The 13618-nt window shown below is 42.7% G+C and carries 14 protein-coding genes; 11 read left to right on the top strand and 3 right to left on the bottom strand.

Annotation, left to right across the window (positions count from 1 at the left end; genetic code table 11):
• Positions 1–2: 2 nt before the first annotated feature.
• From LIZ08_RS08365 to LIZ08_RS08325, 9 genes are all read left to right on the top strand, one after another.
• Positions 3–1100: a hypothetical protein gene (locus tag LIZ08_RS08365; RefSeq protein WP_227038657.1), complete on the top strand. Its 1098-nt coding sequence runs from the start codon at positions 3–5 to the stop codon at positions 1098–1100.
• An 83-nt stretch (positions 1101–1183) separates the two neighbouring features.
• Positions 1184–1588 carry a PaaI family thioesterase gene (locus LIZ08_RS08360; RefSeq protein ID WP_125826936.1) on the top strand — a complete coding sequence of 135 codons (405 nt, stop codon included), beginning with the start codon at positions 1184–1186 and terminating at the stop codon, positions 1586–1588.
• The gene (locus LIZ08_RS08355) at positions 1563–2315 is read left to right on the top strand and encodes an HAD family hydrolase (protein ID WP_227038656.1); all 753 of its coding nucleotides are present in this window, start codon (positions 1563–1565) and stop codon (positions 2313–2315) included. Before LIZ08_RS08360 ends, LIZ08_RS08355 begins: the two co-directional genes overlap by 26 nt.
• A 117-nt stretch (positions 2316–2432) precedes the next feature.
• Positions 2433–2765, top strand: a complete 333-nt coding sequence (locus LIZ08_RS08350) for a zinc ribbon domain-containing protein YjdM (RefSeq protein ID WP_049485494.1) — start codon at positions 2433–2435, stop codon at positions 2763–2765.
• A gap of 44 nt (positions 2766–2809) precedes the next feature.
• Positions 2810–3433, top strand: coding sequence for a Pr6Pr family membrane protein (locus LIZ08_RS08345; RefSeq protein ID WP_227038655.1), 624 nt, complete (start codon positions 2810–2812; stop codon positions 3431–3433).
• Between the two features lie 273 nt (positions 3434–3706).
• Positions 3707–4225, top strand: coding sequence for a bifunctional pyr operon transcriptional regulator/uracil phosphoribosyltransferase PyrR (pyrR, locus tag LIZ08_RS08340; RefSeq protein ID WP_003001719.1), 519 nt, complete (start codon positions 3707–3709; stop codon positions 4223–4225).
• Between the two features lie 46 nt (positions 4226–4271).
• Entirely contained in the window at positions 4272–5195 is a 924-nt protein-coding gene (locus tag LIZ08_RS08335) for an aspartate carbamoyltransferase catalytic subunit (RefSeq protein WP_061590599.1), read from the top strand.
• Positions 5196–5318: 123 nt separating this feature from the next.
• Entirely contained in the window at positions 5319–6410 is a 1092-nt protein-coding gene (locus tag LIZ08_RS08330) for a carbamoyl phosphate synthase small subunit (protein ID WP_227038654.1), read from the top strand.
• Positions 6407–8146 carry a carbamoyl-phosphate synthase large subunit gene (locus tag LIZ08_RS08325; protein WP_227038653.1) on the top strand — a complete coding sequence of 580 codons (1740 nt, stop codon included), beginning with the start codon at positions 6407–6409 and terminating at the stop codon, positions 8144–8146. Before LIZ08_RS08330 ends, LIZ08_RS08325 begins: the two co-directional genes overlap by 4 nt.
• 37 nt (positions 8147–8183) lie before the next feature.
• On the opposite strand, the gene pepT is transcribed toward LIZ08_RS08325, so the two are convergent.
• The 3 genes from pepT to LIZ08_RS08310 are packed head-to-tail and all read right to left on the bottom strand — an operon-like array spanning position 8184 to position 10980.
• A complete protein-coding gene (pepT, locus tag LIZ08_RS08320) occupies positions 8184–9404 on the bottom strand; it encodes a peptidase T (protein ID WP_003011473.1) in 1221 nt (406 codons plus the stop codon).
• A gap of 2 nt (positions 9405–9406) precedes the next feature.
• The gene (locus tag LIZ08_RS08315) at positions 9407–10228 is read right to left on the bottom strand and encodes a Cof-type HAD-IIB family hydrolase (RefSeq protein ID WP_125826941.1); all 822 of its coding nucleotides are present in this window, start codon (positions 10226–10228) and stop codon (positions 9407–9409) included.
• A complete protein-coding gene (locus tag LIZ08_RS08310) occupies positions 10225–10980 on the bottom strand; it encodes a helix-turn-helix transcriptional regulator (protein WP_031577084.1) in 756 nt (251 codons plus the stop codon). Before LIZ08_RS08310 ends, LIZ08_RS08315 begins: the two co-directional genes overlap by 4 nt.
• Before the next feature lie 195 nt (positions 10981–11175).
• On the opposite strand from LIZ08_RS08310, the gene LIZ08_RS08305 reads away from it, so the two are divergent.
• Entirely contained in the window at positions 11176–11613 is a 438-nt protein-coding gene (locus tag LIZ08_RS08305; protein WP_031577085.1) for a GNAT family N-acetyltransferase, read from the top strand.
• 66 nt (positions 11614–11679) lie between these two features.
• Positions 11680–13506, top strand: coding sequence for a translation elongation factor 4 (gene lepA / locus LIZ08_RS08300; RefSeq protein WP_031577086.1), 1827 nt, complete (start codon positions 11680–11682; stop codon positions 13504–13506).
• Positions 13507–13618 lie beyond the last annotated feature (112 nt).

Genomic DNA, 13618 nt, shown 5'->3' with positions numbered 1-13618 from the left:
GCATGCTACTAGCAATTTTTAGAGATTTGGTATCCAAAAATCGGCTCTTCTTGTTCTTGACTTCCTTAGCCTTTGCTCTTTATTACCATCTTGTTGGGGCCAAATTTTCTACGAGCTTTCAAATCTTATTAATCAGTACGGCTATTGTCACTGCTCTATCAACCTTTCAATTGCTCTATTCCTACTTTTCGATGGACAGGGTCCAGGCCTATTACCAGCTCCCATTGTCTCTTAATCGTTTCAAGGGTTCTTTTCTGACGGTAACCTTTCTTCTCAATTTACTAGAGCGCGTGCTGTTATTGATCCTCTTTTTAGGAGTCAGGTTAGACCTGCTACAATCCTTTAAGCTCGTCCTCCTTTCTTTACTGGTGGTATTGAGTGTGTTTTATATCTTTATCCAGTTCAATACCAGGCCTAGTTTTCTAGGAGGAGTACTCATTTCTGTAACGACTGTTCTCACAGTATCTTCTTTATGGGTCCAACAAGTGTCCTATATGATCTTACTTTCAGCCTTCATTGCTGTCTTTATTTTTAAAAATGAGGACTTGATCGCGATTTCAAAACATGATCAGTTACTCGTCGCAAAGAGAAGAAGCGGCAATTATTTTTGGATTTCCTTGTTTCAAGAGCGCTATTTTTCCATCAATTTTGTCTTTACTCTCATCTTCCTCTTACTCATTCTGATACAGGATTATGAGGCTCCATTAAAAATCATCATTCTTTTAACAATTGCTTCTGTCAATACGCCATTAACCACTCTCATTTCTGTTGATAAAGATTTGATCGATCATGTCAAGTCCCTACCTAAGAGTCGGTTCTTTTACCTGATGTATTACCGTGTATTGCTGACTTATTTCTTAGCTGTGAATCTATTTGTTGCTCTATTATTAAAAATGGTGGTCATGCCTGACTTGGGGATTCTATTTTTACTAGGAGTCATGATTCTAGCAGTAGTGGAAGCTGTTTTGCACTTACTTATTGAAATCTATTTCCCTTTAAGAAAATGGAATTTAAAGAGGGAATGTTGGAAGCACCCACGAAAATACATTGTTCCTAGTATCGTCTTCTTACTTAGTTGGAGTCTCCTTTTCTGTTTCTAAGGAATTGCTCCTTCGCTTGTATCTAGATCTTAATTGTAGTATGATAGAGGAGTTGAAAAGATGCTAAAAAAGGTGGCAAGTATATGAAAGATTTTCACTTTGATGCAATTGCTGCATTTGAAAATTACGAAATCGAAAAGATGAGAGATGGCCATGTAGTGGTGACAACCAAGGTCGTGGAATCATCGCTCAATTATTATGGAAATGCGCATGGAGGCTATCTCTTTACCCTGTGTGACCAAATCAGTGGTTTGGTCGTGGTTTCTCAGGGGGTCGATGGTGTGACCTTGCAATCCTCGATTAATTACTTGAAAGCAGGGCGCCCAGGAGATGTCCTCACGATTCACGGGGAATGTGTCCACAGTGGACGGACGACTCGAGTTGTGGATGTGGATATTACCAATCAAGAAGGTGTCAATGTCTGCAAGGCAACCTTTACGATGTTTGTTACGGGAGTGAGAGATGAATCCGCACAAGTACGCATTTAAAAATTATATTTTTGATTTTTATGGAACCTTGGTCGACATCGAAACCGATGAGTCAAGTCCAGTTTTATGGGATACCATGGCTCAGATCTACCAATCCTACGGGGCAAGTTACACTGGAGAAGGTCTGCGCCTGCGTTATAGAGAGTTGGTGCAGCAAGCTGAAGAAGACTTGGCTAAGGAAAAACAAGTTACCTATCCTGAGATTGATCTGACGGTCATTTTTGTGCAATTGTATTTAGAAAGTCATCCTAGTGGAAACAGTGTTGCCCACCTCAAAGAGTGGGGACGTTTGATTGCACGGACTTTCCGTGTCCTTTCTCGCAAACGATTGGAGCTTTATCCTCACACGAAAGAAGTATTAGAGGATATGAAAGCTACAGGTTGTCGGATCTATCTCTTATCCAATGCCCAAGCAGAATTTACCAATCCTGAGATTGATTTAGTAGGCTTGAGAGAACTTTTCCATGCCATTTACTTGTCATCAGGTGCAGGCATTCGCAAACCTCAGCCAGAGTTCCTCTTGGAAGTCATCAAAGAACACCAGTTGAACCCTGAGAAAACGGTTATGGTGGGGAATGACTTTACAACAGATGTCGCCGTGGCCCAAAGTATCGGTATGGAGAGTATCTTGATCAATACCTTCCCATACTCTGATGCTGAACTTCGTGAGAAGAATCAAGCAGGCGTGCGCGTGATTCGAGATATTCAAGAATTGCAGGAAGATTGAAAGATATCATCTATGTAAGGAGGTAAAGTTGCCTCCTTTTTATACAGTCTAGCAGGATTTGTCAAATTTTTGCTTTCATGGTATACTATGAAAGTTAATTTGAATAAGGAGATAGAAATGAATAACTTACCAAACTGTCCAAAATGTAACTCTGAATATGTCTATGAAGATGGAGCGCTCCTGGTGTGCCCAGAGTGTGCTTATGAATGGAACCCAGCTGAGGTCGAAGAAGAGGGTGTCGTAGCGATTGACGCCAACGGAAACAAATTGGCTGATGGCGATACGGTGACCTTGATCAAAGATTTGAAAGTCAAGGGTGCACCAAAGGATTTGAAACAAGGAACGCGCGTGAAAAACATCCGTATCGTAGAAGGCGATCATAACATCGATTGTAAGATTGATGGCTTTGGCGCAATGAAACTCAAATCAGAATTTGTGAAGAAGATCTAAAGATATGAAGAAGGGCCTAGCCCCTTTTCTTTCAGGAGAATACTATGAAATTCAAACTATTGTTTAGCTATCGTTTTCTATTGTTTATCTTAAGTGTGCTTGGCGTTTATCTGCAACTGACCAAGCATGGTGGCTTTGGTATGATGCTTTATTACACTATTTTATCCAACATGTTGGTCATGTTTTTCATGGGAGACATGGTTTGGCGCATGCTTCGTGGTCGTTCGACCCAGACCCAAGGCTACCTTCGCATGAAGGGGGCGGTGACCATGGCTATTATGATTACCTTTGTTATCTACCACTTTATGTTGGCGCCTCTTGCGACACCTGAGAAGTTTTATCGTTTGGAAAACTTCCTTTGTCATTACATTGTTCCTTTGATGTTCTTCTTTGATACCCTAGTGATTGATAAAGCTAAGCAATACCGTAAGCTCGATCCTTTCCTTTGGACCTTGATTCCCCTTGCTTATATGCTCTTTGCCCTTCTCAATGGTTTGGTCCTGAAGTGGCCGATTCCAGGTGCAAAAGATAGTCCTTTTGCTTATTTCTTTATCAATGTCAATAAATACGGCTGGGCCTTTGTTGGCAAATGGGTGGTGATCATCTTTATCGCCTATCTCTTGGCTGGCTATGTGCTCTATGGGATCAAAATTATCAAGCGAAAATAGGCTGTTTTCAGTAAAAAACGAACATTATTCAGACGAAAAGTCATATTTTTAAATTTTTTTGAAAAATGTTGAGTTTTTTCTTGCATGTCGTTTGAAACTGTGATATAGTTATCTCAATTAAATAAATCCTTTAATCCTGTCCCGTGAGGCAGGCAAGGAGACTGTGAAAAACAATGGCTAGGACCATAGGGTGAGACTCTATCCTCTTAGACCATTCATTTGCTGAACCTCCTTGAAAAAGGAGGTTTTTCTTTTACAACTAAGGAGGACTGAATGAAAACCAAAGAAGTCGTTGATGATTTGACGATGAAGCGGGCCATTACCCGCATCACCTACGAAATCATTGAACGAAACAAAGATTTAAGCCAGATTGTGCTGGTGGGGATCAAGACGCGCGGTGTTTACATCGCTCGCCGGATCCAAGAACGCCTCTCTCAGCTGGAACAAATCGATGTCCCTGTAGCAGAACTAGATACCAAGCCTTTCCGAGATGACATGAAGGCGACAGAAGATACAACGGTCTTACCAGTTGATATCGCTCATAGAGAAGTCATTTTGATCGATGATGTCCTCTATACAGGTCGCACGATTCGCGCTGCCATTGACAATCTGGTCAGTCACGGTCGTCCTGCTCGAGTGAGTCTGGCGGTTCTAGTCGACCGTGGGCATCGGGAGTTGCCGATTCGTCCGGACTTTGTTGGGAAAAATATCCCGACAAGTAAGTCAGAGGAAATCATTGTCGAGATGGTGGAGCTAGATGGTCAAGACCGCGTCCTCATCAAAGAAGCTTAAACAAATCGTAAATTTTTTGTATTCACATTATAAAAGGAGAATCAACATGTCTGAAAATCAAATCGCTCTTAAAAACCTTGTCTCAATGGAAACTCTTACCAATGAAGAAGTAATGGCATTGATCAAACGTGGGATTGAGTTCAAAAACGGAGCTAAAGCAACCTACGAAGATCAACACATCATCTCAAACCTTTTCTTTGAACCTTCAACTCGTACCCACAAAGCCTTTGAAGTGGCAGAGTTGAAATTGGGATGTGATCTCCTTGACTTTGATGTGAAGACAAGCTCTGTGAACAAAGGGGAAACACTTTACGATACCATCTTGACCATGTCAGCTCTTGGTGTAGATGTCTGTGTCATCCGTCACCCTGAAGTGGACTACTACAAAGAATTGGTTGAAAGCCCAACGATTACAGCTTCTATCGTCAATGGTGGGGACGGTTCAGGTCAACACCCAAGCCAAAGCTTGCTTGATTTGATGACCATCTACCAAGAATTCGGTCACTTTGATGGCTTGAAAGTTTGTATCGCTGGGGACTTGGATCACTCACGTGTGGCTAAATCAAATATGCAAATCTTGAAACGTTTGGGAGCAACCCTCTACTTTGCAGGTCCAGACGAATGGAGAAGTGCGGAATTTGAAGACTATGGAACCTTCGTCACTATCGATGAAGTCATTGAAGAAGTGGATGTGATGATGTTCTTGCGTGTGCAACACGAACGTCATGATTACGAATCACTCTTCTCTAAAGAAAACTACCACCGTCTTCATGGTTTGACACAAGAACGTTATGACCGTATGAAAGATACTGCGATCTTGATGCACCCAGCACCAGTCAACCGTGACGTTGAAATTGCGGACCACTTGGTAGAAGCTCCTAAATCACGCATCGTAGAACAAATGACCAATGGTGTCTTTGTCCGTATGGCCATCATTGAAGCCGTTCTTAAAGGTCGCGGAGCAAAATAAAATAACTGTAATTCATTGAAAGGAAAGAAAGAGGACAGAGTAGATCGCTACATGGAATCTGACTTTCCTTTTTTTGAGGAACTGTGATAAAATTGGATTAGTATAATAGAAGGGAGGGGTTCAATGAAACGATTATTGGTCCTAGAGGATGGGACTGTATTTGAAGGAGAAGCCTTTGGTGCAGACCTATATGTGACTGGTGAGTTGGCCTTTACCACAGCCATGACAGGTTATCAAGAATTGCTTACGGATCAGGCTTTTAGTGGCCAGATTCTCTCCTTTACCTTCCCGGTTATTGGCGCAGCAGGGATCAATCGGGATGATTCTGAATCCATTACACCCACTTGTTTAGCGGTAGTGGTTCAGCATCTGGTGGAGATGCCGAGCAATTGGCGGCAGCAGATGACCTTGGATGAGTTCTTGAAGCGAAAAAAAATCCCTGGTATTGTAGGTATTGATACCCGCCAGGTGGCAAAAATTGTCCGCAAGTATGGACGAATGAAGGCAACTGTTATTAACAAGGGGGATTCGATCGAGCATATCTTGGATCAGTTGCGAGCGACAGTCCTTCCAAAAGACCAAGTGCGTCAAGTCTCGACCAAAACGGCTTATGCTGTACCTGGTTTTGGAAAGAGTATTGCCTTGATTGATCTAGGGGTCAAGCACTCTGTCTTACGCCAGCTGAGTCAAAGGGACTGTAATGTGACAGTCTATCCCTATGATATCTCTTATGATGAACTGATGGAGCAGCAACCAGATGGGGTTATTTTATCCAGTGGGCCAGGCGACCCCCATCAGGTAAAAAAACTCTGCCGCTTGATCAAAAAGCTCAATGGTCAGATTCCGATCTGGGGTATGGGCTTGGGAGCTCAGTTGTTGGCACAAGCTTACGGCGCGGAGCTGGCCCCTATGGAAGTCGGACATTTCGGCTTGAACATACCTGTGCGTGAAATTGCGACAGGAAAAATCGAGATAACCAGTCAAAATCACTTGTATAGTATAGCGAGGGACAGTCTGCCCCATGATTTATTGGTCACACATGAAAATGTCAATGACCATAGTATTGAAGCTTTTCGTCATCGTTACCAACCAATTTTAGGGGTCCAATTCCAAGTAGATGCTAGTCCAGGTCCAAGAGAAAATCTCTATTTTTACGATGAATTTTTAGAGTTGATTGATGCTAAAATTCACGAAAGTAGAAGGGAGAAGGAATGATGAAACAAAACCAGAAATTGCTTCTCCTGTGTGGAGATTCTTATCAGGATATTAGCCTTTTGGCTGCGGTAAATGAAGCACAAAAACTCAATGCCAAGGATGGGAATGCTCTGGTCCTTTATCTGGGCGAAGAAAATGCTATCACCAAAGAAACTGCAGATATGGTTGTAGTTAGTAAGCTCAAGCTGGATGCTCTTAGGACGACTCTTCTTTCTTATACTGGATCTCGCTTGCTCCTAGTTTTTGCGGATAAACAGATTTTGAATCTCTTGTTTCGTTTGGAAGAAACTGGATTTTTCAAAGAAGCATCGATCATGATTGTCGGGCCAAGCCTCCAACGCTACCGTACTTTTTACCAACAGGCAGATCAACGACGTCTCTTTCAAGAGCTGGGCTATCAGGTACCGGCTTCGTCACTGGTTGGTTCGGTTCGAGAAGCTATCGAGTTTTCTGAAGGCATTCAATTTCCTATTATGATCTGGCCGGTAGCGAGTAAGCAAGGGCAAGGGCGAAAGATTGCTCATAACCTGGATGATTTATGCGAAGCTGTAGAAATGGGACTTTCGGTCTCTCCAAGTCAGCAGTGTTTGCTGGAGTTTTCGACCTATGGCTTTAAGGAACTGGATTTTGTAGTCATGCGGGATCGTGAAGACAATCACTACCTGGCGGCCTCTATTGAAAGCATTGATCCTGTTGGGATCCACTCCAGTGACTCTTACCAATTCATGCCAGCGGTCACTCTGACTGACCGGGAGTTTCAAAATCTTCGTGAAGCGGCGATCCACATCAGTCGCTATCTGAAGCTGACAGGAGCCATTTCCATTAAGTTTGCCTTGGATCCGACTAGCTATGCTTTTTATATCTTAGAGGTTAATCCATTTGCTTCAGATAGTATCTCGATGGCCTCTATGGGCTTGGGCTATTCCTTGTTTGAGCAAGGAGTACAGCTACAATTAGGGCGATCTCTCGAGCATTTGCCTCATCCCCTATTAAAAGATCTAAAGGCCGTTTACGAACCGAGTTTGGACTATATCTTCTTTAAGATTCCGATTTTTTCTGATGCTGCTAAAAATGCCCGCCTCAATACCCAAATTCACTCTTATGGGGCAGTTTATGGGTTTGGGAAGAGAATCGATGAAGCTTATCAACAAGCCCTAGAAACCATTAAAGATAAGTACTTGCTGACCGTTTTTCCTGAAGAAATGAGCGATGATGAATTAATCCAGAAAATTGCTCGTCATATGCCCCACCGGCTCTTCTATATCTTAGAAGCTTTGAAACGTGGTTTTGAGTTTGAGGAACTCTTGGATTTGAGTAAATTAGCACCTGTCTATTTGCAGGTCCTAGCCAATCTTGTAGCAATGGAAAAAGAAGCAGAAGTTGCAACCGGTCCAGCCTTCCTTCCGGTTGAGCCATCAGCTGGCTTATATGAGGTCAAAGCGGGCGCATCCTATTATCTGACCCAAAACGGAACCAATGAATCATTGGGTTTGGACGCTGCTTGTGTCTTGGTGGATGATCTAGAAATCTGCGATGAGCGTTTTTACCAAAAGGTGAGAAAGCAGGTGAAAGAGCTGAAAGAAAAAGGACAACAGGTGATCTTACTCACGAATCGTCCTTTTACAGAATCTTTGGCAGATAAAGTCTATTATCTTTCTATCAATGAGACAAGCCTTCGCCTGATTCAGACCATTGATCAGGTCAAAGAAATTGTCAAGCTTTCTAATCTACAATAAAGGATCCGGACAATCAATCCGAATCCTTTTTTGTTTCTTATTTTTTGGTCACAATACCGATAATGGTATCAACTGCGCGTTCCATGGTTTGGAGGCTTACGTATTCAAAGCGACCATGCATATTTTCACCACCGGCAAAGATATTTGGTGTTGGAATCCCCATAAAGGAAATTTTAGATCCATCTGTACCACCGCGAATAGGTTCAATGATTGGAGTGATTCCAAGATCTTCCATGACTTCCTTAGCAAGGGTGATTGGTGTCATATCTTTTTCAATCACTTGCTTCATGTTGTAATACTGATCTTTGAGGGTGAGGAGAACGCGTTCGCTACCGAGCTCCGCATTCATCTGATCGGCAATAGATTTCATAAGGTCTTTGCGTTTCTCAAAGCTTTCAGTTTCAAAGTCCCGAATGATGTAGCTGGCACTTGCTTCCTCGACAGTTCCATCGATGTTCATCAAGTGGTAGAAGCCTTCATAGCCTTCGGTTAATTCTGGACGTGCTCCTTCAGGGAGTTTGTTATGGAAATCAATGGCCAATTGAAGAGCGTTGATCATTTGACCTTTGGCTGTACCTGGGTGGACATTGCGTCCTTTGAAGGTAATTTCAGCCCCAGCTGCTGAGAAGGTTTCGTATTGAAGCTCTCCGAGAGGACCACCATCAACAGTATAGGCAAAGTCTACATCAAAATCCTCTGCATCAAATTGATCTGCACCGACTCCAATTTCTTCATCGGGACCAAAGCCGACACGGATTTCTCCATGTTTGATTTCAGGATGAGCTGTCAGGTATTCAATAGCTGTCATGATTTCAGCGATACCTGACTTATCATCTGCACCCAGAAGGGTAGTACCGTCAGTCGTGATCAAGGTTTGTCCCTTGTAGTTGTTCAAATGGGCAAAATCGGCTGGATCGAGTGTGAAACCAGAGTCACCAAGGGCAATGACACCCCCATCATAATTCTCAACGATTTGAGGATTGACATTTTCGGCATTGAAGTCAGCGGTATCCATGTGAGAAATAAATCCAATCTTGCGTGTAAAGCTTGGATCATTGGCTGGAAGTGTTCCAATAGCATAGCCGTTTGGTAAATAGTAGACGTTTTGAAGGCCCACGCGTTTCATTTCAGGGATCAAGACGTTTGTTGCAAAATCAACTTGTGATTGGGTACTTGGAGTGGTTGTAGAATTTTCGTCTGAACGTGTGTTAACCTTTACATAGGTAATAAAACGGTCCAACAAATTTTGGTATTTCATGATCATTCTCCTTTTTCAGTTTCAATTAATTTGTGAATAGCATGGGCCACGCCATCCTCATCATTGGTCAGGGTGATGAAGTCTGCGATTTCTTTGACAGCAGCATTGCCATTTCCCATAGCGACGCTGTAACCAGCAAAACGTAGCATTTCAAGGTCATTATTGGCATCTCCAAGAGCCATGACCTGGTCTCTCCTGTAGCCTAATGTTTGGCTTAATGCTTGAAGAGCAGAAGCCTTGCTCGCGCCTTTTGGCAGGATTTCAAACAGGATATCCTGTGAACGAACAGTGTTAAAATCGGCCTCTAATGCAGCCTCGTTCTGAGCTTGGAAGTCATCGATAGCAGAAGGATCTCCTACATACATGGCTTGAAAAATAGGAACAAGGTTGGGCAGATCCTCTTCAGAGACAGGTGTCGGTTTACTATTAACAATACCCGCATCCATCGTGACAAGTTCACTGGCTTCAGGTGCGACTACTAGGTAGTGATCCATGTCAAATAAGGTTAGCTGGACATCTGTATCTTCCGTCAAAACATGCAAGCGGTGCATATCCTCAAGGCTCAACTCTTCCTTGCCAATGATTTCCCAATTCTTAGTCGACAAGGTTGTACACCCGTTATTGATAATCATATAGTAGTTACCATCTGGAAGTCCAATCTCTTCAAAGATAGGACGGACCCCCGCTAAGGGGCGCCCCGTACAGATCACAATGTCATAGCCGGCTTCATGGGCCCGGTGAAGAGCTTCAATATTGCCTTTAGAGAGAGTCTTATCTTCATGCAAAAGAGTTCCATCCAAGTCAATCGCAATTAATTTAATCATTTGATTTCCTCCAAATCAAGAGGCACAAAGCCATCAATCACTTTTCCAATCACCCCAGGTTCCTCATCTAGTGGAATGATTTGATCACTATATTTCTTATTGAGGGAAACCAGTCGAATACCGTTGGCCTCACGAAAGACACGTTTGATCAACGTTTGCCCATCAAAATCAATGGCATAAATAGCCCCTGCCTGATCATAATAGGTTTGCTTGATTAACACAACAGCCCCTTTTTCGTATTTAGGCTCGAGGGAATCCGTATGAATCCAAAAAGCCAAATCGTAAGGAATCTTTTGATCAAACCAGACGATATCAGCTTGCTTTTGATTTTGGTAAGCTGCAAAAGAATCATAGACAGAATAAGAGTGGTATTGCTTTTCAATCTTCTGTCTTTCTTTCTGATGGGTCAAGAGACTCTTTCCATAAGAAAGAAGATTTTCTTGATTTCCTTCATCGAGCTGTTTGTATAATCGTTCAATCTCAGAATCAATGACAACAAAATCATTGCGTAATCGTGGGTCAATTTCAGCAACCGCTACCTGGAAAAAGGCTGCAATCTTCTCCAAATTTTCAGGAACGGGAAGAGAAGTTCCTTTTACATATCCAGTCAGGGTACTTGCAGGGATTCCAGTAATACGAGATAATTCGATCTGCTTTTTTCCTTGTTCTTTCAGTAATTCTCTGATTTTTTCCGATATAATCCGTAATGCCTCTTTGTCTTGAGGGCTTGCTTTTCCACGACCTCTGGCCAACGTACTCACCTCCTTGTATTTACCCTTACTATTATAATGAATTAAATCGAAAAAGTAAATAGAAATCCCTGAGAAATGCGAAAAAAGATGAATTTGATCTAAATCGGATTTTCATTTTAAATTTTATCAGATATTCCTTTACTTTTTGAGGAAAAAGATCTAAGATAAGAGCAAAGAGTTCATGGAGGTGAAGGCATGATTCGTACTGTTCAAGTCAAAGATGCTCCTCAAATCAGAGATTTATGTCACCAAGCATTGGGGTATGATTCGACCCTTGAGAAAGTAGCAGCTCAGATTGATAAATTTAATTCGCCGGATTCGGATCATTTTTGCTTTGTTTATGAAGAGGACCAAACAGGCCATATTCTTGGTTATGTGGAAGCAGAAGTCTATGAAAGTCTTTATAGTGACGCCGGGCTTAATGTTTTAGGTCTAGCGGTTTTTCCATCTGCTCAAGGACGTGGGATTGGTCGCCAATTGATGGAGCGAGTTGAAGATCTTGCCAAAAGCAAGCATTATGCTTTTATCCGTTTAAATTCTGCCTCTCATCGAAAAGAAGCGCATCTCTTTTACGAACGAATAGGTTATGAGGGAAATAAAACGCAGAAGCGATTTTTGAAAATAATGAATTAAGATAGGCAAAGGCCTATCTTTTTTGTTATAATGAAGAGTACGATTAAATTGACTAGGAAGATGATTATGCCAAATTTTGAAGAATTAAAAAAACGACAAGAGAAGATTCGGAACTTCTCGATCATCGCCCATATTGACCATGGAAAGTCAACCTTGGCCGATCGAATTTTAGAAAAAACCGAAACCGTATCTAGTCGAGAGATGCAAGCCCAACTTTTAGATAGTATGGACCTGGAACGGGAACGTGGGATTACCATTAAGCTGAATGCTATCGAATTGAACTACACGGCTAAAGATGGGGAAACCTATATCTTCCACTTGATTGACACACCAGGACACGTGGACTTTACCTATGAGGTTTCGCGGTCGCTCGCTGCCTGTGAGGGTGCCATTCTCGTAGTAGATGCCGCTCAAGGGATTGAAGCCCAGACTCTAGCCAATGTTTACCTTGCTTTGGACAATGATTTGGAAATCCTGCCAGTCATTAATAAGATTGACTTGCCAGCTGCAGATCCAGAACGGGTGCGCACAGAAGTAGAAGATGTCATCGGTCTGGATGCCAGTGAAGCTGTCCTAGCCTCTGCCAAGGCTGGTATCGGGATTGAAGAAATTTTGGAGCAGATCGTTGAGAAAGTTCCAGCACCGACGGGTGATGTTGAAGCCCCTCTTCAAGCCTTGATCTTTGACTCTGTATATGATGCCTATCGTGGGGTAATCCTTCAGGTCCGAGTGGTCAATGGAATGGTCAAACCAGGCGATAAGATCCAACTCATGAGCAATGGTAAGACATTTGATGTCACCGAGGTTGGTATTTTTACTCCTAAAGCAGTTGGACGCGATTTCCTTGCAACTGGAGACGTTGGCTATATAGCGGCCTCTATCAAGACCGTTGCGGATACCCGTGTCGGGGATACGGTGACCCTAGCTTCCAATCCGGCAAGTGAGCCACTACATGGATACAAGCAAATGAACCCAATGGTTTTTGCTGGTCTTTACCCAATTGAATCTAACAAATACAATGATCTTCGTGAAGCTTTGGAAAAATTGCAATTGAATGATGCCAGTCTTCAATTTGAACCGGAAACTTCTCAAGCCCTCGGTTTTGGTTTCCGTTGTGGTTTCTTGGGACTTCTTCATATGGACGTTATCCAAGAGCGCTTGGAACGTGAGTTCAACATTGACTTGATCATGACAGCGCCGTCTGTTATTTACAAGGTCAATTTGACAGATGGAGAAGCACTGGATGTCTCCAACCCTTCTGAGTTTCCAGATCCAACCAAGATCGCTTCGATCGAAGAACCGTATGTAAAAGCCCAAATCATGGTGCCGCAAGAGTTTGTCGGGGCTGTCATGGAACTGGCCCAACGCAAACGTGGGGATTTTGTGACCATGGATTACATCGATGAAAATCGGGTTAATGTCATCTATCAAATTCCCCTGGCAGAAATTGTCTTTGATTTTTTTGATAAATTAAAATCCTCTACTCGTGGCTATGCGAGCTTTGACTATGAGTTGTCTGAATACCGTCCTTCTAAATTGGTTAAAATGGATATCCTTCTCAATGGCGATACCGTCGATGCCCTCAGCTTTATCGTTCACAAGGACTTTGCCTATGAACGTGGTAAGTTGATCGTTGAGAAACTCAAGAAAATTATCCCTCGTCAACAGTTTGAAGTGCCTATCCAAGCAGCCATCGGTCATAAGATCGTGGCCCGTACAGATATCAAGGCCCTTCGTAAGAACGTCTTGGCCAAGTGTTATGGTGGGGACGTCTCACGGAAACGCAAGCTTCTTGAAAAACAAAAAGCTGGTAAGAAACGGATGAAGGCCATTGGATCCGTAGAAGTACCACAGGAAGCCTTCTTATCTGTCTTGTCAATGGATGAAGAATAACAATTAGAGAGTGGGACAGAAATCGGTAATTCGTTAGAATTCGATTTCGTCGTCCCGCCTCCGCACAGTTGAGTAGGGCTGTAAAAGCTGATGAAATCAGCGTAGTAGAGCC

The sequence above is a fragment of the Streptococcus sp. 210928-DFI.4.42 genome (assembly GCF_020554365.1).
Taxonomy (GTDB): domain Bacteria; phylum Bacillota; class Bacilli; order Lactobacillales; family Streptococcaceae; genus Streptococcus; species Streptococcus parasanguinis_S.
This window is presented reverse-complemented; position numbering and strand designations above follow the sequence as displayed.

What these genes read in the sequence shown, in the direction of transcription:
- LIZ08_RS08350 (WP_049485494.1), top strand. Translation starts at nt 2,433, where the DNA reads ATGAATAACTTACCAAACTGTCCAAAATGTAACTCTGAATATGTCTAT.
- LIZ08_RS08355 (WP_227038656.1), top strand. Translation starts at nt 1,563, where the DNA reads ATGAATCCGCACAAGTACGCATTTAAAAATTATATTTTTGATTTTTAT.
- LIZ08_RS08315 (WP_125826941.1), bottom strand. Translation starts at nt 10,228, where the DNA reads ATGATTAAATTAATTGCGATTGACTTGGATGGAACTCTTTTGCATGAA.
- LIZ08_RS08360 (WP_125826936.1), top strand. Translation starts at nt 1,184, where the DNA reads ATGAAAGATTTTCACTTTGATGCAATTGCTGCATTTGAAAATTACGAA.
- LIZ08_RS08345 (WP_227038655.1), top strand. Translation starts at nt 2,810, where the DNA reads ATGAAATTCAAACTATTGTTTAGCTATCGTTTTCTATTGTTTATCTTA.
- LIZ08_RS08330 (WP_227038654.1), top strand. Translation starts at nt 5,319, where the DNA reads ATGAAACGATTATTGGTCCTAGAGGATGGGACTGTATTTGAAGGAGAA.
- LIZ08_RS08365 (WP_227038657.1), top strand. Translation starts at nt 3, where the DNA reads ATGCTACTAGCAATTTTTAGAGATTTGGTATCCAAAAATCGGCTCTTC.
- LIZ08_RS08335 (WP_061590599.1), top strand. Translation starts at nt 4,272, where the DNA reads ATGTCTGAAAATCAAATCGCTCTTAAAAACCTTGTCTCAATGGAAACT.
- LIZ08_RS08325 (WP_227038653.1), top strand. Translation starts at nt 6,407, where the DNA reads ATGATGAAACAAAACCAGAAATTGCTTCTCCTGTGTGGAGATTCTTAT.
- LIZ08_RS08305 (WP_031577085.1), top strand. Translation starts at nt 11,176, where the DNA reads ATGATTCGTACTGTTCAAGTCAAAGATGCTCCTCAAATCAGAGATTTA.
- pyrR (WP_003001719.1), top strand. Translation starts at nt 3,707, where the DNA reads ATGAAAACCAAAGAAGTCGTTGATGATTTGACGATGAAGCGGGCCATT.
- pepT (WP_003011473.1), bottom strand. Translation starts at nt 9,404, where the DNA reads ATGAAATACCAAAATTTGTTGGACCGTTTTATTACCTATGTAAAGGTT.
- lepA (WP_031577086.1), top strand. Translation starts at nt 11,680, where the DNA reads ATGCCAAATTTTGAAGAATTAAAAAAACGACAAGAGAAGATTCGGAAC.